The sequence below is a fragment of the Allosphingosinicella sp. genome, assembly GCF_059502505.1.
In genome coordinates, this window is sequence record NZ_JCACEU010000015.1 from 38,284 (window position 1) to 58,450 (window position 20,167).

Sequence of the window (20,167 nt, forward strand, 5' to 3'; positions counted from 1 at the left end):
GGTGCCGATCCTTAGAGGACGTCGAGGATGGTCTGCATCGTCTCGCGAGCGACCTGGATGATACGTGCCGATGCGTCGTAGGCGCGCTGGTAGCGGAGCAGTTCGGCGGCTTCGCGGTCTAGGTCGACGCCGGAAACTTCATCGCGAGCGGCGAAGCTGTTGTCGCGGCGGGTTGCGGCAGCGGCCGCTTCGGCGGCGGCCGAGTTGAGCGACTGCGCCTGGGCGGCGACGAGCGCGGCCCAGCGGTTCTCGACGCCATTCGGTCCGCGAAGCGCGGAGAGGGAGAGGAGATTGCCGTTTTCCGTCCCGTCCGCCGAGGCGGCGGCGATGGCGGCCGGATCCGTGGTCGCGACAGCGAGCGACATCGCGCCGGCCGTCATGGATAGCAAAGGTGCGCCGGCGACGCCTGCCGCGGTGCGGCCCTGGGCATTCCAGTTGTTGACGTCGGTGACGAACTGCTGGGCGATCGCCTCGACCTCCGCGCGCTTGTCGGCGGTGGACGCGGCGACGTCGACCAGGCCGGCGAGGCGGCCGCCGGTCGCGGGCAGGGGGGACGTGGTGCCGTCCCAGAACATGCGCAGCTGAATGCGCCCGTCAGTCGCGGTCGCGGAGCTGATCTCCGCGCGCTGCTGAGCATTGAGGATGGTGACGCCGCTGACGCCGCCGAGGCTGACGGTGACCGTGCCCTTTTCACCGATCGTGGCGGTGATGTCGATCCGCGCGGAGATCGAGTCGAGCAGCCGGTCGCGCTCGTCCTGGAGCGACGCGAAGGTCGTCTGGTTGGGCGCCGCCTGGCGCAGCGCCGTATTGACCTCGGCAAGCGCCTTAAGCTCGCTATTGAGGGCGTCGATTTCCTGCGTGGTGGCGCCGGCAATGCCGTTGGAGACCCGTGCCAGGGCTTGCGCGGTGTCGCGGATCGAACCGGCGGCATCGCCCAGCGTCGAAAGCATCGCGGTGCGGCCCAGCCGATCGGACGGTGTTGCTGCCAGCGCCTCGCCCGCGTTGAAGAAGGCTCCGATCCTCGATCCGACCGCGGTCGGCCCGTCGCCCAAGTTGGTCTCGATGGCACCGAGCCACTGCTGGCGCACGTCCGCGCGGCCCGAAGCGGAGGCGGCGTAGCGGGAATCGGCGGCGCGGTAGGAATCCCAGGCGCGGCCGATCGAAGCGGCTTCGACGCCGCTGAAGATCAGATCTTCGCGATAAAGCGGGCTGCGCGAGCCGATGTTGACGCCCTCCTGCAGGCGCACGTCGCGGCGCGCATAGCCGGGCGTCTCGGCATTGGCGACATTGTCGCCGATCGCGCTCAACGCGGTTCGGTAGGCAGTGACGGCGGAGAGGCCGAGGCCCAGAAGATCGCTCATTTCTTAACCCCCACCCCGTCGAATTGCTTGAGCAGCAGCTCGGCGATGCCGAAGCTGTTCTTTTCGGCCATGCTGTCGGCGAGCTTCGCGTCCGACATTTCGCGGAACGTGTCGGCGGATGAGCCGCCGAGAATGTCTTCGCCGAGGTTGGCCTGGCGCATCGAGCCGATCATCTGGCGCAGGAACACGGCCTCGAACGCAGTCGCGGCAGCCTTCAGCTGCTCGCGCTTCGCGTCCGTCTGCGTCTTCGGCGTCGTGTCGGTCGAGGCGATCCGATCCATCACAGGATCACCAGCTCCGCCTTCATCGCTCCCGCCTGCTTCAGCGCCTCGAGGATGGCGACGAGGTCCGAGGGCGCGGCGCCGATGGCGTTCACCGCCTTGACGATCTCCGAAAGCGACGCGCCCGGAGCGAAGGCGAACATCGGCCGCGCCTCCTCCTTGATCTGGATCTGGCTGTCGTCCTCGATCGCCGTCTCGCCGCGCGAGAAGCCTTCGGGCTGGATCACCGTCGGACTTTCCTTGATCGCGACCGTGAGCTTGCCGTGGCTGACCGCGGCCGGAGTGATCCTGACGGCGCCGTTGATGACGACCGTGCCGGTGCGGGCGTTGACGATCACGCGCGCCGGGGCGGCGGCGGGCTGGACCTCGATATTCTCGATCTTGCTCATCAGCAAAGTGCGCAGCTCCGCTCCAGGAGGGGCATCGATGGCAATAGTAACGGCATCGAGCGCGCGGGCTGTAACGCCGGGAACGTCGCGGGCGATCGCCTCGGAGACGAGCGCGGCCGTGGTGAGGTCAGCGTCGGCAAGGTTGAACATCAGGCTCGGCGCGGTCGCAAAGCCGGCGTCCACGGCGCGTTCGACGGTCGCACCGCCGGGGATGCGGCCGGCGGAGGGCACGTTGACCGACACCTTGGAACCGTCGGCGCCTTCGACGCCGAGACCGCCGACGGCGACATTGCCCTGGGCCATCGCGTAGATTTCGTTGTCGGCACCGCGGAGCGGCGCCATCAGCAGGGTGCCGCCGCGGATCGACTTGGCCTTGCCCATCGCCGAGACGGTGATGTCGAGACGCTGGCCGGGCTTGGCGAAGGGCGGCAGCTCCGCGGTGATCATCACCGCGGCCGCATTCTTGAGCGCCGGATTGATGCCCGCGGGGAGGCTGAGGCCGAAGCGCGAAGCGACGCCCTTCATGCCCTGCGTCGCATATTCGAAGCTGTCGTCGCCGGTGCCGGCGAGGCCGACGATGATGCCGTAACCGGTCAGCTGGTTGGCGCGCAGGCCCTGGAACGTGCCGAGGTCCTTGATGCGTTCGGCCTGAGCGGGGGCAGCGGCGAACGCCACGCACATGGCTGCAGCGAGGATGCGGAAGAGTTTCATGAAAAGCATCCTCAGAAGGGGCTGAAGCGGGTGAAGAAGCGCTGCAGCCAGCCCTGTCGGCTGGCGCGCGCGATCTCGCCCTTGCCGGAGTAGGTGATGTCGGCGTCGGCGACCCGCGTGGACGGCACTCGATTGTCGGCGGTGACGTCGGCCTGGCGGACGATGCCGGAGATGCGCACGAACTCGTCGCCGCGGTTCAATTTGATCAGCTTCTCGCCGCGCACCAGCATGGTGCCGTTCGGATAGACTTCCGCAACGGTCACGCTGACTTCGCCCGAGAGCGTGTTCGACTGAGCGGCCTGGCCCTTCCCATCGAAGGACGTATCGCCGCCCATGTTGAATTCTTCCGGTTTGAACAGGGATAACGGCCCGCTAACCGGCGGCGACAGGCCGATGCTGCCGTCGCGGCCGATGCTGGCAACCGAAGTCTTGGCGGCCTGGGTGCGCTCCACCAGGACGATGGTCAGCAGGTCGCCGACCATGGAGGCGCGGGTGCCGCTGGTGAGCGGGGCGTAACCGCGGCTCGCCTGGAAGATCGCGCCGTTGGCGGGCGCGGCCTGGACGGGCGGCGCGTAGCTCGGCTCGTACGGGTTCGGCTTCTTGCCCGCCATGAGCAGGAAGGCGACCGCGACCAGTGCGAGGCGCTTAGAGCTGCTGGTTGGCATTGCGCAGCATCTCGTCAGTGGCGGAGATCATCTTGGAGTTCACCTCATAGGCGCGCTGGGTCTCGATCATGTCGACCAGCTCCTGCACGACGTTGACGTTAGAGCCTTCGAGCGAGCCTTGGCGGAGCGAGCCGCGGCCATCGAGGCCGGGAGTGCCGACCTGCGGTGTGCCGCTGGCCGCGCTCTCGGCATAGAGGTTGCCGCCCAGCGCCTGCAGACCCGAGGGATTGACGAACCGGGCAAGCTCGATGCGGCCGAGCTCGGTCGGGGCGCTCTGCCCCTGGAGCTGAGCGGAGACGGTGCCGTCGGCGCCGATCGTGACTGAAGTGGCGCCCTCCGGCACGGAGATTTCCGGTTGCAGGCGCATGCCGTCGGAGGTGACGATCTGCCCTTCCGCGGAAAGGCTGAAATTGCCTGCGCGGGTATAGCCGGTGGTGCCGTCGGGGCGTGCGACCTGGAAGAAGCCGTCGCCTTCGATCGCAATGTCGAGCGGGTTGTCGGTCTGCGACATCGCGCCCTGGGTGTTGACGCGGGCGGTGCCGGTCATCTGCACGCCGGAGCCCAGCGCCAGGCCGACCGCATAGCGGTTCTCGGCCGATGAAGGCGCGCCCGGGACCGTCATGGTCTGGTAGGCGAGCGTCTCGAACTCGGCCCGGTCTTTTTTGAAGCCGGTCGTGTTCACGTTGGCGAGATTGTTCGCGATCACGCGCATCCGCGCGGATTGTGAATCGAGCCCGGTGCGGGCGACGTGCATGGCTGCGTTGGTCATCTTCTTGTTCCTCGGGCTTATTCGGGCAGGCGCATCAGGTCGGCGCCGGAGCCGTCCAGTTCGCGCGCGGTGTTGATGAGCTTCAGCTGGGTCTCCCAGGCGCGGCTCGCTTCCATCATGTCGACGAGCGCCTTGGTCGCCTCGACGTTCGAGCCTTCGAGGCTGCCGGCGAGAACGCGGGGATTGGTGTCTCCGGGCAAGGCGCCGCCGCCGCGGACGCGGAACAGGCCGTCCAGGCCCTTGACGATGTCGGAGCCGACAGGGGAGGCGACCTTCAGCTTGTCGACCAGCTGCGGCTGGTTGGGATCGCCGCCGGTCGGCACGATGTAGATGGAGCCGTCGCGCTTGATCTCGATCTTGTCGGCAGGCGGCAAAGTGATCGGGCCGCCTTCGCCCAGCACGACATGGCCGTCGCCGGTCGTCAGCACGCCGGTGTCGGAGAGCTGCAGGTCGCCGCGTCGCGTATAGGCCTCTTCGCCGTCGCTCGCCTGCACGCTGAAGAAAGCGCTGCCGTCGATCGCAACGTCGAGCTCGCGCCCGGTCTGGTTGATCGTGCCGGGACGCAGGTCGGCGCCGCTCACCTCGTTCGAGGAGAAGGCGCGCGCCTCGTGCGTGTCGCCGCGCACCCACAGCGCCCGGGCCGCGGCCATTTCGCCGCGGAACCCGACCGTGTTGACGTTGGCGAGGTTGTTCGCCGTCGCCGTCTGGCGGGCCATCGCCCCCCGGAGCGCCGACAGCGAAGTATAAGCGAGCCGATCCATCTAGCTTTTAGCTCCTCAGGTTGAAGATGGCCTGGGTCATGGTGTTGGCCGTCTCGATCGCCTTGGCATTGGCCTGGAAGTTGCGCTGGGCGGCGATCAGCGCGACCAGCTCTTCCGTGATGTCGACGTTGGCACGCTCGAGAGCGCCCGACTGGACGCGGCCGAAGCCATCCTCGCCGGCGACGCCGATCTGCGCATCGCCGCTGTCGCCGGTCACCGACCAGCGCGCGTCGCCGCGCTGCTTGAGGCCGGTGGGGTTGGAGAAGTTCGCCAGCACCAGCTTGCCCAGCGCCTGCGTCTCGCCGTTGGAGAAGGTCGCGGTGACGAGACCCTCTTCGCTGATCGAGACGTCATCGAGCTTGCCCGCGGCAAAGCCGTCCTGCTCCAGGCTGGCGAGGGTGAAGGTGCCGGTCGCCTGGTTGGTCGCGGCGCCGAAGTCGAGCGTCAGTGCGATCGGCGACGAGGCGCCGGCCGGCTGGACGGCGCTGAGCGCCGACGGCGTGGTCGGCGAGACGATCGCGCCGGCGGCGTCGAACTCCAGCGTCAGCGGAGTGGGCGGCGTGCCGCCCGCACTTGCCTGCTCGTTGCCGACGAAGAGGTAGACGTCCCAGGTGTTGGTCGGGTCGCCGGTCGTGGTCGACTGGGTGCGCGAGAAATAGAGGGTCGCCGGCAGCGCCTTTCCGGTGCTGTCATAGACGACCGTCTGGGTGGAATGGTTGTAGCTGTTCGGATCGAGCCGGTCGAACGCATAGGGCGTCGACGTATAGGCGCCCCGATCCGCGGGGATATCGGCGCTCGACGGGAAGCCGATCGAAAGCTCCATCAGGCTGGTCGCGCGCGGCGTGCCGGAGGTCAGCGGCAGCTGCAGGTTGCGCGCCGACGCGATGCCGCCGGACGTCACGTTGCCTTCCGTGTCGACGGGCAGGACCTGCACGTAGCCGCCATTGGAGTCGACCAGGTAGCGCTCGGCATCGATCGCGAACGAACCGTTGCGCGAGAAGTAGGTGCTGCCGCCGGTGAGGCCGTCGCGGGTCATGAAGAAGCCATTGCCGGCAATCGCGAGATCCAGCTCCTTGGAAGAGGCTTCGAAGCCGCCCTGGCTGAACTGCTGCTCGATCTTCTTGAGGCGCGTGCCCTGACCGGCAGTGGTCCGCGAGGCCGCGACGATGTCGCCAAACTGGGCGCGGCTCTTCTTGAAGCCGAACGAGCCGACGTTCGCGATGTTGTTCGACACGACGCCGAGGTCGGTCTGGGCGCCCTTGAGGCCGGAAAGCGAGGTGTAGAAGGACATGGCTGGGTTCCTTGGCTAGAATCTGGAGCTGGAGATCAGGAGAGCTTGAGGGCGTCTTCGGGCGTCAGCAGCCCGAGCCCGGTGACGAGCTTGGTCACGCCGCCATTGGCAGGCGACTGGATGCCGGCGATGCCGGTCCAGGTGGAGGTGGTGGCGGTGATCGCCTCGCCGTTCCCGGACGCGCTGACGATCATGCGCAGCGGCCCGGTGGCCTTGACGTTGCCCTCGGCGTCCTTGCCGTCCCAGCCGAAGGAGAAGTTGCCGGCCTTCTGCGCGCCGACGTCCTGGGTGTGAACGACGGCGCCGTTCTGGTCGACATAGCTGATCGTCAGCTGGTCGGCGTCCTTGGGCAGATCGATCTCGCCGGCATAGGCGCCGTCCTGCAGCGGCGTCGCATATTCGCTTTCGACCAGCATCGAGCGGCCGATCCAGCTCGCCGCGTCGGTGAGCCGGCCCGGAGCGAGCGCGGCGGCGATGCCGGACAGGCTCTTGTTCATCTCGGCGATGCCGGCGACCTGGCTGAACTGCGCCATCTGGGCGACCATCTGCGTGTTGTCGACCGGATTGAACGGGTCCTGCGTCGTCAGCTGCGTGGTCATCAGCCGGAGGAAGTCCGTCTGGTCCATCGAGCCGATCGGCTTGGTCTCCGTCTTAACGCCGGTGTTCGACGTGCCGGTCGTGCTGGGGATCGTGGTCATTGGCCGAGCCTCAAGGTGTCGAGGGTGAGCGTCTTCGCGGTCTGAAGGACCTGGACGTTGTTCTGATATTGGCGGGCGCTCTCGATCATCTCGATGAGCTCGGCCGAGCTGTCGACGCCGGCCTCCCACACATAGCCTTCGGCATCCGCGAGAGGGTGGCCGGGCGAATGGCGCTTCACGGGCTCCGTGCCAGCCTGCACAACCTTGGAGACGCCGACGGTGGCGACGCCGGGGCGGTCGGTGACGCTTTCGAACACCGGCTTCAGCGAGCGAAAGGCATTTTCCTTGGTCGCGGAGATGGAGCCGGCATTGGCCAGGTTCGACGCGGTCGTGTTGAGCCGCACCAGCTGCGCGGACATCGCGCGGCCGGCGATGTCGAAGACGTTCATCGGCTTGTCCATGATCTTACTCCCCCTTCAGCGCGCGCTTGAGGGTCGAGATGCGCCCCTCGAGGAAGGCGAGGGTGGTGCGATACTGGACCGCATTTTCGGCGAAGAGCGTCTGCTCGGTGGAGAGCTCGACCGTGTTGCCGTCGAGGGAAGGAGTGACCGGCACGCGGTAGGCGGCGGCGTCCTCGGCCGCTTGGCCGATCCCGCGGCCGCCGCTGGCGAGGCTCAGCGCCTTCTCGAAATCGATGTCGCGCGCCTTGTAGCCCGGCGTCGCGGCGTTCGCGATGTTGGACGCGAGCATCGACAGGCGCTGCGAACGCAAGGCGAGCGCAGTTCCGTGTATCCCGAAGATCGATTGGCCGTCGGCCATCTCAAACCCCCCTAAAATCCCGTGCCATCCTGCCGTTAATTGCATTGGACAGGCTGTCGGCGTGCCGGATGCAACGGGCGTGCCAGACGGAAAAATGACGGTTCTGCGCGGTTCTCCGCGTGAGGGGCCATGTGCGGCCGGCAAGCCTTTGCCGGTCAGGCGGCAATTTTTTGCCGGTGCGGCAATGGGGTTCGAGCAGTGTACGATTTGGCCGCACGAATGATCGATCCCGCCGCTCTGGCGCTGGTCGCCGGAGGCAGCCTCGCGGCCGCCGCCCTGCGATCGACACGGGCGGACCTCTTCCGAGCCATCGCTGCCCTCAAGATCCTCATCGTCGGTGATCCAGAAAGGGATGCGCTGTCCGCCCGCCGTGCGGTGCGCGAGATCGAGCAGATCGCCGAGAAGCGCGGCACCGCCTGCGCCGACCGCGTGGGCGAGGAGAGCAGGTTCGTCCGCCGCGCCGGCCTGAAGCTCGCCGACGCTCCCAGCGCCGAGGCGTTCGCGGAATGGGCTGCCGACGATCTGGGCGCCCGCGCCGTCCGCCACGAAAATGCCGTTGCCGTCTGGCGCGCCGCCGCCGATGCCGCTCCGAGCCTCGGCATGCTGGGCACCGTGCTGGGCCTGATCGCCATGTTCGCGTCGATGGACGATCCGGCCACGCTCGGCCCCGCCATGGCGCTGGCGCTGCTGACGACGCTGTACGGCATCGTTTTCGGCACGCTCCTCTTCGGCCCCGCCGCGGCGCGGCTGGAGCGGCTCTCCGAGGCGGAACTGCGCTGGCAGAGGTCAGCGCTGGCCCGGCTCGAGAAGCTCGCCCGTGGCGAGGCGCAGACGACGCATGAATGGCTGAGACGGCGCAACAAGGCCGAGAGATGAAGGCGCGAGCCTATCCGCGCTGGGCGCTCAGCCTGGCCGATATCATGATGCTGCTGCTCGGCTTCTTCGTCCTGCTCCAGGCAGGGAACGCCACCGACGTCGCCGCCGGCGCGCGCGCTGCCTTCTCGATGGAGCCGGAGGCGCGGGCGCTGCTGGACACGCAAGCCGCAAGCCTGTTCGAACCGGGCGAGGCGCGGCTGCGGCCGGCTGCGCGGGAGCGGCTCGCCGGGATCGGCTCCGCGGCCGCCCAGGCAAAGCGGGTGGTGGTCATCGAGAGTCACGGCCGCGAGGCGGGCGCACGCCGTTTCGACGGGTGGGAGCTCTCCGCCGCGCGCGCGGCCGCACTCGCGCGCGCGTTGGTAGGAGCGGGCATGACCGAGGAGAGGGTGCTGGTGGTGATGCCCGGCACGGTGCAGGAGGAGGCGAAGGGGCAGAGGCTGGTGGTCCGCTACGGCGGCTGAGGAAGTTGGCACGGCCGTTGCTTCAGAGGCTCTCCAGATAGTTTGGAGAGTATCCGGTGACGAATTTCCGACGCTTCGTGCCCGTGCTGCTGCTGCTCGGGACGGCTGCTCATGCCGAGGGTTTCGAGGACCTGGCGGCGCTCGACCGGAAGGTGGTCGCGACGCTGGGAGCGGATTTTGGGGACCCGGGCGGACCTGCACGGCCGATCGACAAGCGGCTGAAGCTCGCTGCCTGTCCGCAGGCTGCGACCGTGGAGCCGCCCGCAATGGGTGCGGTGATCGTCCGCTGCGAGCCGCTCGGCTGGCGCATTCGTGTGGCGCTCACCCGGCCCGCCGGCGGCACCGCCCAAGCGTCCGCCGAGAAGCCCGAGCCGATCATCCGCAAGGGCGACCAGGTGCAGCTGACGGCTCTCACTGGTAGCTTCAGCGTCAGCACGCCCGCCATCGCCGAACAGGACGGCGCACCGGGCGACCGGATCCGCGTTCGATCCGAGACCAGGAAGGGCGTGATTATCGGCCTGGTCATGCCCGATGGACGGGTCACGCTGCCGGGATTTAAGTAATGCGGATTGCGGCCGTTATAGCCATGGAAGCGGCATTGCCGCGCGAAAGGACCAGAGCATGATCGACGGAATCGGAAAGGCGGGGGCGGGGCGGCTCGACACGGTGCGCGGCTCGGTGGAGCGCCCGGCTGCGGCCGGTAAATCCGCCGCCGTCGGCGCATCGCGGTCGGTCTCCGGCCCGGCGAGCCCGGCCGGCGAGATGGCTGCGGCCGGCGCGCCGGTCGACGCCGACAAGGTGGCCGCCATTCGCGCCGCCATCGCCGAAGGCCGCTATCCGGTCGATCCCGAAAAGATCGCCCGCTCGATGATCGAGCTCGACCTGCTGAAGGGTGGCGAATGAGCGCCAACGCGCTGGAGCGGCTCGAGGCCGCGCACGAAGAACTGATCGGCGCCCTCGACGGCGATGATGTCGAGACGATCGAGAGCAAGCTCGAGGAGTTGCGCACCGCGATCTCGGAGGTCCGGTCGATGGGCGGCTGGCGGGCATCTCCCGATCTGAAGACGCGGGCGAAGCGCATCTCCCAGCTCGGCGAAGCGGCGCGCATCCGAGTCAATTTTCTGACGGACCTGACGCGCCAGCGGCTGGAGCTGCTTTCCGCCGTCCGAGGCGAGGCGCTGACCGGCGCCTATTCGCACCCGGGACGCTGAACTTACTCACCTCGTCATGCCGGACTTGATCCGGCATCCACCTTCTCCCTGCAGTCGTTCCCCTCTAGCCTATTCTGATGGAGCGCGAACCGGCCGTCTACATCATGGCGAGTGCCTTTCACGGCACAGTCTACACTGGCGTGACATCGAACCTCTTGCAGAGGGTGGCGCAACATCGAGCGGGAACCCTCGGCGGCTTCACCTCGCAATATGAGGTGAAGCGCCTCGTCTGGTTCGAGATGCACGGCAGCATGGACAGTGCCATCGCTCGCGAGAAACAGCTCAAGAATTGGCGCCGCGAGTGGAAGGTAGCGCTGGTGGAAACAGATAATCCGGTTTGGCGTGATCTCGCCGAGGATTTCAGTTTCGAGCCACTCATCAAGAAGGTGGACCCCGGATCAAGTCCGGGGTGACGAAGTAAGGGGCCGCCGGGCCTAAGTGGCACGGCAGTTGCAGAGATGCTCCCGAAGGGAAGGGGGCGTCATGATTTCGACGGGCATCCGTGACAATATGCAGGCGGCCGCGCAGAGCGGCGTCGGCGCGGCGATCCAGCAGGCGGCGGCGCGCACCGGCGTCGATTTCGGCTATCTGCTGGGCCAGGCCCGCATCGAAAGCGGCTTCAATCCGAACGCCCGCGCCCGCACGTCCAGCGCCACCGGCCTGTTCCAGTTCATCGAGCAGACCTGGCTCGCGACGGTCAAGCAGCATGGCGACAACCACGGTCTCGGCTGGGCCGCTGGGGCGATCAGTCAGGGGCCAAACGGCCGCTATCATGTCTCCGATCCGACGACCCGCCGTGCCGTCCTAGACCTGCGCAAGGACCCGGCCGCCGCCTCCTCGATGGCGGCCGAATTCGCTGCCGACAACCAGAACTACCTCGAGAATCGCCTTGGTCGGCCGATGGAGTCGGTCGATCTCTACCTCGCCCACTTCCTGGGCGCTGGCGGCGCCGCGCAGTTTCTGAGCGCGCACGATGCCAATCCTGATGCGCCGGCCGCGGGGCTTCTCCCCGCCGCCGCCCGTGCCAACCGCTCGATCTTCTACGAGAAGAACGGCGCGCCGCGCAGCTTTGCCGAAATCCGTGACCGCTTTGCCGCCAAGCTCGGCGGCAGCTCGGCGCCGCTGCCGGCACCCGCCGTTCGCGATTACCCGCAGGTGCAGATGGCGCTGCAGGAAACGACGGCGCCCAAGGTCGCCGGCCCGACGCCGCAATATGCGCGGCTCGCATATCTGATGCTCGCCCAGCTCGGAGGCTAAGTGACCAGTACAGCCCTCAACCGCCAGGTCTGGCTTAGCGCCGGACGCGGCGCCGTCCTCCCGCTCGCGACGCTCATTCTCGTCGCGCTGATGGTGGTGCCGATCCCGGCGACCCTGCTCGATATCGGCTTCATCGCCAACATCATGATCAGCCTCGCCGTGCTGATGGTGGCGCTCAACGTCGCCAAGCCGGTCGACTTCTCCTCCTTCCCGACGGTCCTGCTGTTCGCGACCCTGCTGCGGCTTGCGCTCAACGTCGCATCCACCCGGGTCGTGTTGGTCAACGGCCATGAAGGATCGGACGCCGCCGGCCACGTCATCGAGGCGTTCGGTAACTTCCTGATCGGTGGCGACTATGCCGTCGGCATTTTCGTCTTCGCGATCCTCATGATCATCAACCTGGTCGTGATCACCAAGGGCGCCGGGCGCGTATCCGAAGTGTCCGCGCGCTTCACCCTGGACGCGATGCCCGGCAAGCAGATGGCGATCGACGCCGATCTCAATGCCGGCCTGCTGACCCCTGAAGAGGCGAAGGCCCGGCGCCAGGAAGTGGCCACCGAGGCCGACTTCTTCGGCTCGATGGACGGCGCCTCGAAGTTCGTGAAGGGCGACGCCATCGCAGGCGTGCTGATCCTGGTCATCAACATCGTCGGTGGTCTTATCCTCGGCACGTTGAGCCACGGCCTGTCGATCGGCGAGGCCGCCGAGACCTACGTCCTGCTCGCCATCGGCGACGCGCTGGTCGCGCAGGTTCCGGCGCTGCTGCTCTCCATCGCCGCTGCTTCGATCGTCACCCGCGTCAGCTCCCCGCTCGATCTTTCGGGCCAGATCGTGAGCCAGTTCGGCTCCGCCAGGGCTTGGACGCCGGTCGCTGCGATCCTCACCATCCTCGGCATCATGCCGGGCATGCCGCACCTCGTCATCCTGCCGGCCGCAGGGCTTGCCGGCTATGTCGCCTGGAAGCTGAGCAAGAAGAAGGAAGAGGTGGTCGAGCCGGAAATCGTGGCCGCGACCGCCAATCCGAGCGCGATCGGCTGGGACGAAGTCAGCGACGATGCGGTGCTCGGCCTGGAGCTCGGCTATGCGCTGATCGGCCTGGTCGACGAGCGCAAGGGCGCGCCGCTCATGGCCCGCATCACCGGCATCCGCCGCCAGCTCTCCCGCGACCTGGGCTTCGTCGTGCCTTTGGTGCGCGTGCGCGACAATCTGGCGCTCGGCGCGAACAGCTACCGCATCACCGTCGCCGGCGTCATCTATGCCGAGGACGAGATTTGGCCGGAGGATCTGCTCGCGCTCGACAGCGGGGACATCTCCTACCCGGTCGCCGGCCGCGCGGCCAAGGACCCGACCTTCGGCCTCGACGCCGTCTGGATCGCGCCCGACAAGCGCGCCGATGCGGTCGTCGCCGGCTATACCGTCGTCGATCCCGCGACGGTGGTCGCGACCCACCTCAACCAGATCATCATGTCCTCCTCGGCCGAGATGTTCGGCATGGACGAGGCGCAGAAGCTGCTCGACGCGCTGAAGGAAAGCGCGCCGCAGCTCGTCCAGAACCTGACGCCCAACCCGCTGCCGCTGTCGATGATCGCCGCGCTCTGCCGCTCGCTTTTGGCCGAGGGCGTGCCGCTCAAGGACTTCCGCCGCATCGCCGAGGCGCTTGTCGACGCCGCTCGCGAGGAGGCCGATCCGGTGCAGCTCGTCGAAGGCGTACGACAGCGCATCGGCGGCCTGATCACCCAGACGATCGCGCCGGCGAAGACGCCGCTGCCCGTCCTTACGCTCGATCCCGAGCTCGAGGGCCTGCTCAACCAGGCGGTGCGCGCCGGCAAGGATGCCAATCACCCGATCGAGCCGGGCCTCGCCCAGCGCATCGTGCAGGCGGTCGGCGAGGTTGCCGGCCCCTACCTTTCGAATGCGCAGAAGATCGCGGTCGTCACCTCGCCCGCGGCCCGTCGCGCCCTCTCTCGCCTTATCGCGCCGCACATTCCCGACGTGCCGGTGCTCTCGTTCCTGGAGATTCCCGATGGCAAGCCCGTGGAAGTGGTCGCAGTGGTAGGCGGCGGCGTGAACAGGTCGCTGCTCGGCTCGGGAGCCGAGGCATGATCGCCACGCAGGAGCGCAACGCCCGCGTCATCGCCGTCACCAGCGGCAAGGGCGGCGTCGGCAAGACCAACGTGAGCGTCAATCTTTCGGTGGCGCTGGCGCGGATGGGCAAGCAGGCGATGCTGGTCGACGGCGACGTCGGCCTCGCCAACGCCAACATCCTGCTCGGCGTCAATTCCGGCGCCACCATCGCCGACCTGATCGCCCGCGATTGCGGCATGAGCGACGTCGTCCAGGAAGGACCGGCCGGCATGAAGCTGGTCCCGGGTCATAGCGGCGCGGGTCTGGGGCTCGCCGATGACGGGCGGCGGCGCCTTGCCAAGGCGTTCCGCCCCTATGCCGGGCTGATGGACCATGTGCTGGTCGACACCGCCAGCGGCATCGCGCCCGAGGCGATGGAGCTGGTCGCGACGTCCGACGTGATCCTGCTCGTCCTCTCGTCGGAGCCGACCGCCTTCATGGACGCCTACCAGCTCGTGAAGGTGCTGGCGCTGGAGCATGGCCGCACCGAAGTCTCGGTCGTCACCAACATGGTCGACAGCGAGGAATCCGGGCGCCAGCTCTTCCGCCATTTCGAGGAGGTGGTGAAACGGTTCCTGCCGACCCGGCTAAGCCATGTCGGCTCGATCCCGCGCGACAATCATGTTCGCGAGGCGGTGCTGAGGAAGCGCTGCTGCGTGGAAGCATTCCCGGAGAGTCGCGCGAGCGCGGCCTTTACCAAAGTTGCACGAAAGCTGTGCGAAGAGACGCTTCCGCTCACCGAAGGCGGCCATCGATTCTTCGGCATGGAGGCGCTGCATGGCGCTCACTGACCCCGCACAAGGGGCCATGGTCTACAAGAGGAAGCCGGAGCTTCAGTCTCCGGAAGCGGTCGCGCGTGCGCACATGCCGCTGGTCCGCAAGATCGCCTGGCACGTCCACGGCCGCGTCTCGACTGCGATCGAGGTCGAGGATCTGATCCAGATCGGCATGATCGCGCTCGTCGAGGCCGCCAACGGCTATGAGGATCGCGGCCACGCCTTCGCCACCTACGCCACGGTCCGTATCCGCGGTGCGATGATCGATCATCTCCGCCGTCAGGCGACCATCTGCCGCTCCGCCATGGCGCGCCGGCGCGACTTTGCCGCTGCGAAGGAGAAGCTGGAGCAACGGCTGGGACGGGAAGCGAGCGAGGCGGAGATGGCGGTAGAGCTCGGGCTCGATCCGTCCGAGTTCCGCCGCCTGGCCGATGAGACGCAATCCATCCGGCACGAGTCGATCGACGAGGTCTACTCGGAGCATTCCATGTGGTTCGCCAATGTTGACGAAGGCGCCGACGGCATGCTCGAGCGCGAGGAGCTCCAGGAGGCGCTCGCCGGCGCGATCGGCAAGCTGCCGGAGCGCGAGGCGATGGTGCTCCAGCTCTATTTCGTCGAGGAGATGAACCTCGAGGAGATCGGTCTGACGCTCGGCATCGGCGCCGCCCGCGTCTGCCAGATCAAGAAAGCCGCGCTCGACAAGGTGCGCGGGCTGCTCTCCGACTGGGACTGAAGATCTCCCTCCCCAAAGGGAGGGAGACGATCATTATGCGGACTGGAGATTGACGGCGCTAGTCTTGCCGCGGCGGTCCTGCTCCAGCTCGTAGCTGACACGCTGCTCCTTGTTGAGCGTGGCCATGCCGGCCTTCTCGACCGCGCTGATGTGGACGAAGGCGTCGTTGCCGCCGCCTTCCGGCTGGATGAAGCCGTAGCCCTTGTCGATGTTGAAGAATTTCACGGTGCCGATCGGCATATTCATTTCCTTCCTTGTGGCGGCCCGCCAACCGGGCGGCCGGTGCCAGAGAGCCAAAAGAAGGAAAGAGGGGCCGCAAAGCGCCAAAGACCGTCAGTTTGCGACTGTAGCTCGATTCATATGGGCGCTTTGTCTGGAAAAGGGAAGGCGCTTCACTCCCCTGGCCCGCGGTCAATCGCCTCGATTTGATCAGCTCTGAGATCGAGCTCTGCAGCAAGCTGGACCAGCAGGTTGCCGATCTCTGACGCATATTCGCGCGCCGAGCTGCGGCAGCGCTCGGCGCGCGTCCGCAGATCCTGCGCTTCGGCGGATGCAGTTGCCACTCAGAACCTGCGGAAGGTCGGTTCGACTTTCGGCATCGGCTGTTTTTCTGGCACGATGCGCTTCGGCGGCTTGGCGGCGGCACGCGCGGCCGCCTCGGAGCCGTGGCTGGCCAGCTTCAGATAGGCGCCATGGGCACGCCTAAGACGGCTGCGCTCGGCCTCCGTCTTCGCCTCTGCAAGCTGGTTGAGCGCGTCGGCGGCCTTTTGAAGATATTCGTCGGAGCTGGTCGTCACGCGCGGACCTTTCGCGATGCAGGCGGGAGCACACGAGGTCTCTCTGTCACGCGACGCCTGCAGGAACGATCAGGTGATGCCAGTCACCTAGCACAGGCCCCCGGGCAATGCGAGGGCGGCGCCTCGGCACCGCCCTCTCGCTTTCCGGGCCCACCCGGCTAGCGCGCCGCGGCGAGGCTGGTCGAACTCGGCTGGCGAGCGAAGGCGATGGCCTTGCTGCGCTGGGCGTAGGCGGCGGCCTTGGCTTCGGCGCGGCAGGCCTTCACCTTCTCGCGGCCCTGCGGATCTGCCGAAGAGGGCGTGCCACAGGCGGCAGTCGCGGCATTGTGGATGCGCCGGTCGAGCGTGCGGACATCCGCGTCCCTCGTGAGATCCAGGTCCGCGTAGCGAACACTGAACCCGCTTTGGCTCGAAACATCCTGCGCGAGGGCAGGGGTGGCGATTGACGCCGCGAACAGGGCGGCGACCGTCAGCATGGTCTTCATTGTGTGTCTCCCAATGTGAGGTGCTTCGTCTTCGCCGGCGTGAGCTCCTTATACATCCGTTGCGAATTGCAACGTGAACAACGATATTGCGCGACCATTCTGCAAAAGTGCAGAATGCATCCCGGTCCGGCGACCTGCAGAAGGACATGATGTTCGACTGGAACGACCTGCGCGCCTTCCTCGCCGTCGCAGAGACGGGGAGCACGCTTGCCGCCGGACGTAAGCTGCGGGTCAGCCAGACAACCGTCGCGCGCCGCGTAACTGCGTTGGAGGAGGCGCTGGCCCTCACCCTCTTCGAGCGGCGGCAGGCGGGCTATGTGCTGACGCCGCTGGGCGAGGAACTGCTCGGCAAGGCGCAGGCGGTCGAGGCGGCAGCCGACGCGCTGATTGAGGCAGCGGCGTCCAAGACGCGGGAGATCAGCGGCATCGTCAGGGTGACGACGCAGGAGTTCTTTGCCGTGACATTGCTCGCGCCGATCCTGCGCGAGCTGCACGACGCCTATCCGGACATCCGCATCGAGCTCGACACGAGCGAAGACGTTCGCGATCTTGCCGCGGGCGAGGCCGAGGTGGCGCTCAGGGCCTGCAGCAAGCTTGAAGGCGGCGGCCTAGTCGGGCGCAGGATCGCCGACGACCGCTGGGCCTTCTATTGCAGCCGCAGCTACGCCGATGCGCACGGCGTCCCGACCGGCCGGAGGGAGCTTCGCAACCATCCCATCATCGGCGGCGGCGGTCAGATGCTCTGGCGGATCTACGGCGCCTGGTTGCGCGAGCACGGTCTCGAGGACGCGGTCGCAATGCACCATGGCTCGGCGATGGGCCTGCTCGCCTCGGTGCGCTCCGGCATGGGGCTCGCGGTGCTGCCCTGCTTCGTCGCCGACATGGATCCGGACCTCGTCCGCTGCCTGCCGCCGACTGATGATGATCGTGGGCTATGGCTTCTGACCCACGAGCGCCTGCGCCATACGCCCCGCGTCCGCGCGGTGCTGGATTTCCTCGCCGAAAGGCTGATGCGGCTCGCCCGGCAGCAGCGGGAACGAGACGCCGAGCTCGCCTAGCGAAGACGCAAAACAAAGGCCCCGGCGGTTTCCCGCCGGGGCCGGTAAGCCTTACTAGGTGAGTTGTTCTTAGCGGAGCAGGCTCAGGACGCCCTGCTGGCTCTGGTTCGCCTGGGCGAGCATCGCCGTCGAAGCCTGGCTCAGGATCTGCGCCTTCGCGAGCTTGGTCGTCTCCGCCGAGAAATCGGCGTCCTCGATCCGCGAACGCGCATCCGACAGGTTGGTGACGACGTTGGTCAGGTTGTTGACCACCGAGTCCAGGCGGCTCTGGCTCGCACCGAGACCGGCGCGGGCGGTGTTGATCGCCGCCAGGTTGGTGTCGACCAGCGTAATCGTGGTGCCGGCGTTGGCAACGCTATCCACGGCGAAGTCGGTCGCACCGAAATCGTCGCTGTCCAGGAACGCCTTGGCGACGTCCACCGTCTCGGTGCCGGCGCCGACCTGGATGGTGATCGCGTCGCTGGCCGTGTCGCTGGCAGCGAAGTCGAACACCGCGACACCATTGAACTTGGTGTTGGTGAGAATGTCCGAAATCTGCGACTGGAGGGCCGAAGCTTCCGCGTTGAGGTTGGTGCGGTCGGCGGCCGAATAGGTGCCGCTCTTCGACTGCACCGCCAGTTCGCGGATACGCTGCAGCATGTTGGAGACCTCGCCGAGCGCGCCTTCGGCGGTCTGGGCGAAGCTGATGCCGTCATTGGCGTTGCGAACCGCCTGGTTCATGCCGCGGATCTGCGCGGTCATGGAAGAGGCGATGGCGAGGCCGGCGGCGTCGTCCTTCGCGGAGTTGATGCGCTTGCCGCTCGACAGGCGCTCCATGGCGGTCTGCAGCTGCTGATTGGCGACACGGCCGCCATTCTGGGCACGCAACGCCGAAGTGTTGGTGTTGATGATCATTCGAAGGTTCCTTTCCCGCTCAATACAGGCGGCCCGGTCCCTCCCGTGGCTGCCACGAAACCAGTAACGGCACGGGCTTTCCCGACTTTAATCCTCTTTTTTCACGTCGGCCTTTCGACGGCCAAAAACGTCAAGGCTTTGACGCGCACGCGTAGGCGCACGCGTTTTTCCTTAGAATCCCGCGCTTTTCGGGCTTTGGCACGGGCTTTGCTGCCGTTCCCCGTGATATTACGGGGTTCGGGGGCGGATTTGACGATCGAATTGAGCAAGGCGGCGGCCGAGGCCCATCCCGCGCTGGCGCGCTGGCTGAGCGGCGCAGGCCTGCCTGTCGCCGCCGGCGGCGCCCGCATCCTAGACATCAGCGAAGCAGAGCTCGCCCGCCCCGGCGACATCGTCATCGAGCAGGCCGAAGGCGCCCCCTCGGCCGTGCTCGGCGACGAGGCCCGCGCTCCGCATCTCCGCTTCGGCTTCGACGACATGGCATTCGGCTACGCGCTCGCCGCCGAACTCGTTCGCCCGCAGGCACGCCCCGCCTGCGGCGAGCCGGAAAGCGCGCGCCTCCTCGCCTTTGCCGAGCGGATCGCCGCGAGCGACGCCACCGTCCTGATCCTCGGCGAGACCGGCACCGGCAAGGAAGGCCTGTCGCGCTATCTCCACAGCTGCTCGCCGCGCGCGGAGGGGCCGTTCGTTGCAGTCAACTGCGCCGCTTTGCCCGAGACGATGCTGGAGGCGATCCTGTTCGGCCATGCCCGCGGCAGCTTCACCGGCGCCAGCAGCGATGGCGAGGGCCTGTTCCGCGCCGCCAATGGCGGGACCCTGCTGCTCGACGAAGTCGCCGAGATGCCGGTCGCGCTGCAGGCCAAATTGCTCCGTGCGCTCCAGGAGAAGGAAGTGCTCCCCGTCGGCGCGGTCAAGCCCGAACCGATCGACGTGCGCGTCATCGCCTGCGCCAACCGCGACCTTTCGGCCGAAGTGGCCGAAGGGCGGTTCCGCTCCGACCTTTACTGGCGGCTCAACGTCCTGTCGCTAAAGCTGGAGCCGCTTGCGGCGCGCCGGCTCGACATCCGCGCCATTGCTGCGGCGATGCTGGTCCGCCACACGCCGGCCGGCGCAGCCGTCGCCTGGCCGACCGCCTCGGCGCTCGAAATGCTGATGGCGCACAGCTGGCCCGGCAATGCCCGCGAGCTCGACAACGTCCTCCAGCGCGCGCTGCTGCTGCGCGAGGGCGACCGGATCGAGACGTCGGACCTGGACATCGAAATCCCTGCCGCGCCGATGATGCAGCCCGGCCGCCTCAGCGACGCCTCGCGCGCCGTCGAGGCCGAGCTGATCCGCTCGGCACTGAAGGAAACCGGCGGTCACCGCATCCGCGCCGCCGAGCGGCTCGGCATCAGCGAACGGACGCTGCGCTACCGCCTCGCCGAAATGCGCAGCATCGCGGCCTAAGGAGCAGATGAGATGACTTCGATCGACAGCAGCCGCCTCATGCAGATGCGGGCGCAGATCCTGGAGAAGAACAGCGTCCTGCAGCGGGCTGCCGGCCTCGGCGGCGCCGAAGGCGGCCCCGGCATTGCCGACAGCGGCAAGAGCGGCGGCTTCGGCGAGGCGATGAAGACCGCGCTCGCCCAGGTGAACGAGGCGCAGCAGAATTCGACGGCGATGACGGAGGCTTACGAGCGCGGCGAGGTCACCGACATCGCCGCCGTCATGCTGTCGCGCCAGCAGGCATCGATCGGCTTCGAGGCGACCATGCAGGTCAGGAACAAGCTGCTCAGTGCCTACAAGGACATCATGAGCATGCCGGTCTGAG

At 67.4% G+C, this 20,167-nt stretch carries 28 protein-coding genes; 13 read left to right on the forward strand and 15 right to left on the reverse strand.

Annotation, left to right across the window (positions count from 1 at the left end; all coding sequences use genetic code 11):
• Positions 1-11 precede the first annotated feature (11 nt).
• From flgK to flgB, 10 genes are read right to left on the reverse strand one after another with little or no spacing between them, the layout of a single operon-like run.
• Positions 12-1,361 (reverse strand): flagellar hook-associated protein FlgK, encoded by a 1,350-nt coding sequence (gene flgK, locus AC5JBD_RS07825; protein ID WP_495721230.1) that lies wholly within the window; start codon positions 1,359-1,361, stop codon positions 12-14.
• Positions 1,358-1,642, reverse strand: a complete 285-nt coding sequence (locus tag AC5JBD_RS07830; RefSeq protein WP_495721231.1) for a rod-binding protein — start codon at positions 1,640-1,642, stop codon at positions 1,358-1,360. The genes flgK and AC5JBD_RS07830 overlap by 4 nt, the downstream gene beginning before the upstream one ends.
• Positions 1,642-2,742 (reverse strand): flagellar basal body P-ring protein FlgI, encoded by a 1,101-nt coding sequence (locus AC5JBD_RS07835; RefSeq protein ID WP_495721232.1) that lies wholly within the window; start codon positions 2,740-2,742, stop codon positions 1,642-1,644. The genes AC5JBD_RS07830 and AC5JBD_RS07835 overlap by 1 nt, the downstream gene beginning before the upstream one ends.
• Before the next feature lie 11 nt (positions 2,743-2,753).
• On the reverse strand, positions 2,754-3,407 hold the full coding sequence (locus AC5JBD_RS07840; RefSeq protein ID WP_495721233.1) for a flagellar basal body L-ring protein FlgH: 654 nt from the start codon (positions 3,405-3,407) through the stop codon (positions 2,754-2,756).
• The gene (gene flgG, locus AC5JBD_RS07845) at positions 3,388-4,176 is read right to left on the reverse strand and encodes a flagellar basal-body rod protein FlgG (protein ID WP_495721234.1); all 789 of its coding nucleotides are present in this window, start codon (positions 4,174-4,176) and stop codon (positions 3,388-3,390) included. Before flgG ends, AC5JBD_RS07840 begins: the two co-directional genes overlap by 20 nt.
• 17 nt (positions 4,177-4,193) lie before the next feature.
• Positions 4,194-4,937, reverse strand: a complete 744-nt coding sequence (gene flgF / locus AC5JBD_RS07850; RefSeq protein ID WP_495721235.1) for a flagellar basal-body rod protein FlgF — start codon at positions 4,935-4,937, stop codon at positions 4,194-4,196.
• Positions 4,938-4,944: 7 nt separating this feature from the next.
• Positions 4,945-6,228 (reverse strand): flagellar hook protein FlgE, encoded by a 1,284-nt coding sequence (locus AC5JBD_RS07855; protein WP_495721236.1) that lies wholly within the window; start codon positions 6,226-6,228, stop codon positions 4,945-4,947.
• 35 nt (positions 6,229-6,263) lie between these two features.
• A complete protein-coding gene (locus AC5JBD_RS07860; RefSeq protein ID WP_495721237.1) occupies positions 6,264-6,926 on the reverse strand; it encodes a flagellar hook assembly protein FlgD in 663 nt (220 codons plus the stop codon).
• Positions 6,923-7,327 carry a flagellar basal body rod protein FlgC gene (gene flgC, locus AC5JBD_RS07865; RefSeq protein ID WP_495721238.1) on the reverse strand — a complete coding sequence of 135 codons (405 nt, stop codon included), beginning with the start codon at positions 7,325-7,327 and terminating at the stop codon, positions 6,923-6,925. The genes AC5JBD_RS07860 and flgC overlap by 4 nt, the downstream gene beginning before the upstream one ends.
• Before the next feature lie 4 nt (positions 7,328-7,331).
• A complete protein-coding gene (flgB, locus tag AC5JBD_RS07870; RefSeq protein WP_495721239.1) occupies positions 7,332-7,685 on the reverse strand; it encodes a flagellar basal body rod protein FlgB in 354 nt (117 codons plus the stop codon).
• Positions 7,686-7,883: 198 nt separating this feature from the next.
• On the opposite strand from flgB, the gene AC5JBD_RS07875 reads away from it, so the two are divergent.
• The 10 genes from AC5JBD_RS07875 to AC5JBD_RS07920 all read left to right on the forward strand — a co-directional run bounded on the left by AC5JBD_RS07875 (position 7,884) and on the right by AC5JBD_RS07920 (position 15,123).
• Positions 7,884-8,561, forward strand: a complete 678-nt coding sequence (locus AC5JBD_RS07875) for a MotA/TolQ/ExbB proton channel family protein (protein WP_495721240.1) — start codon at positions 7,884-7,886, stop codon at positions 8,559-8,561.
• Positions 8,558-9,022, forward strand: a complete 465-nt coding sequence (locus AC5JBD_RS07880; RefSeq protein WP_495721241.1) for an OmpA/MotB family protein — start codon at positions 8,558-8,560, stop codon at positions 9,020-9,022. The genes AC5JBD_RS07875 and AC5JBD_RS07880 overlap by 4 nt, the downstream gene beginning before the upstream one ends.
• A 56-nt stretch (positions 9,023-9,078) precedes the next feature.
• Positions 9,079-9,585 carry a flagella basal body P-ring formation protein FlgA gene (locus tag AC5JBD_RS07885; protein ID WP_495721242.1) on the forward strand — a complete coding sequence of 169 codons (507 nt, stop codon included), beginning with the start codon at positions 9,079-9,081 and terminating at the stop codon, positions 9,583-9,585.
• A gap of 58 nt (positions 9,586-9,643) precedes the next feature.
• Positions 9,644-9,925, forward strand: coding sequence for a flagellar biosynthesis anti-sigma factor FlgM (flgM, locus tag AC5JBD_RS07890; RefSeq protein ID WP_495721243.1), 282 nt, complete (start codon positions 9,644-9,646; stop codon positions 9,923-9,925).
• The gene (locus AC5JBD_RS07895; protein WP_495721244.1) at positions 9,922-10,233 is read left to right on the forward strand and encodes a hypothetical protein; all 312 of its coding nucleotides are present in this window, start codon (positions 9,922-9,924) and stop codon (positions 10,231-10,233) included. Before flgM ends, AC5JBD_RS07895 begins: the two co-directional genes overlap by 4 nt.
• A gap of 77 nt (positions 10,234-10,310) precedes the next feature.
• Positions 10,311-10,646: a GIY-YIG nuclease family protein gene (locus AC5JBD_RS07900; RefSeq protein WP_495721245.1), complete on the forward strand. Its 336-nt coding sequence runs from the start codon at positions 10,311-10,313 to the stop codon at positions 10,644-10,646.
• A gap of 70 nt (positions 10,647-10,716) precedes the next feature.
• Positions 10,717-11,490, forward strand: a complete 774-nt coding sequence (locus AC5JBD_RS07905; protein WP_495721246.1) for a transglycosylase SLT domain-containing protein — start codon at positions 10,717-10,719, stop codon at positions 11,488-11,490.
• Positions 11,491-13,593, forward strand: a complete 2,103-nt coding sequence (gene flhA / locus AC5JBD_RS07910; RefSeq protein WP_495721247.1) for a flagellar biosynthesis protein FlhA — start codon at positions 11,491-11,493, stop codon at positions 13,591-13,593.
• Positions 13,590-14,405, forward strand: a complete 816-nt coding sequence (locus AC5JBD_RS07915) for a nucleotide-binding protein (RefSeq protein ID WP_495721248.1) — start codon at positions 13,590-13,592, stop codon at positions 14,403-14,405. Before flhA ends, AC5JBD_RS07915 begins: the two co-directional genes overlap by 4 nt.
• Positions 14,392-15,123: a sigma-70 family RNA polymerase sigma factor gene (locus AC5JBD_RS07920; RefSeq protein ID WP_495721249.1), complete on the forward strand. Its 732-nt coding sequence runs from the start codon at positions 14,392-14,394 to the stop codon at positions 15,121-15,123. Before AC5JBD_RS07915 ends, AC5JBD_RS07920 begins: the two co-directional genes overlap by 14 nt.
• Positions 15,124-15,156: 33 nt before the next feature.
• On the opposite strand, the gene AC5JBD_RS07925 is transcribed toward AC5JBD_RS07920, so the two are convergent.
• The 4 genes from AC5JBD_RS07925 to AC5JBD_RS07940 form a co-directional block, all read right to left on the reverse strand.
• A complete protein-coding gene (locus tag AC5JBD_RS07925) occupies positions 15,157-15,363 on the reverse strand; it encodes a cold-shock protein (protein WP_495721250.1) in 207 nt (68 codons plus the stop codon).
• A 152-nt stretch (positions 15,364-15,515) separates the two neighbouring features.
• The gene (locus AC5JBD_RS07930) at positions 15,516-15,686 is read right to left on the reverse strand and encodes a hypothetical protein (RefSeq protein WP_495721251.1); all 171 of its coding nucleotides are present in this window, start codon (positions 15,684-15,686) and stop codon (positions 15,516-15,518) included.
• Positions 15,687-15,920, reverse strand: a complete 234-nt coding sequence (locus AC5JBD_RS07935) for a hypothetical protein (RefSeq protein ID WP_495721252.1) — start codon at positions 15,918-15,920, stop codon at positions 15,687-15,689. It lies immediately after the preceding gene.
• Between the two features lie 158 nt (positions 15,921-16,078).
• Complete coding sequence (locus tag AC5JBD_RS07940; protein ID WP_495721253.1) at positions 16,079-16,405, reverse strand: UrcA family protein; 327 nt, start codon at positions 16,403-16,405, stop codon at positions 16,079-16,081.
• Positions 16,406-16,512: 107 nt separating this feature from the next.
• On the opposite strand from AC5JBD_RS07940, the gene AC5JBD_RS07945 reads away from it, so the two are divergent.
• Complete coding sequence (locus tag AC5JBD_RS07945) at positions 16,513-17,463, forward strand: LysR family transcriptional regulator (protein ID WP_495721254.1); 951 nt, start codon at positions 16,513-16,515, stop codon at positions 17,461-17,463.
• A gap of 69 nt (positions 17,464-17,532) precedes the next feature.
• Here the strand turns inward: AC5JBD_RS07945 and AC5JBD_RS07950 are convergent, their stop codons facing one another.
• Positions 17,533-18,357 carry a flagellin N-terminal helical domain-containing protein gene (locus tag AC5JBD_RS07950; RefSeq protein ID WP_495721255.1) on the reverse strand — a complete coding sequence of 275 codons (825 nt, stop codon included), beginning with the start codon at positions 18,355-18,357 and terminating at the stop codon, positions 17,533-17,535.
• 249 nt (positions 18,358-18,606) lie between these two features.
• On the opposite strand from AC5JBD_RS07950, the gene AC5JBD_RS07955 reads away from it, so the two are divergent.
• The gene (locus AC5JBD_RS07955) at positions 18,607-19,803 is read left to right on the forward strand and encodes a sigma-54 interaction domain-containing protein (protein WP_495721256.1); all 1,197 of its coding nucleotides are present in this window, start codon (positions 18,607-18,609) and stop codon (positions 19,801-19,803) included.
• Positions 19,804-19,815: 12 nt separating this feature from the next.
• Entirely contained in the window at positions 19,816-20,166 is a 351-nt protein-coding gene (gene fliE, locus AC5JBD_RS07960) for a flagellar hook-basal body complex protein FliE (protein WP_495721257.1), read from the forward strand.
• The last annotated feature ends 1 nt before the right edge of the window (position 20,167 follow it).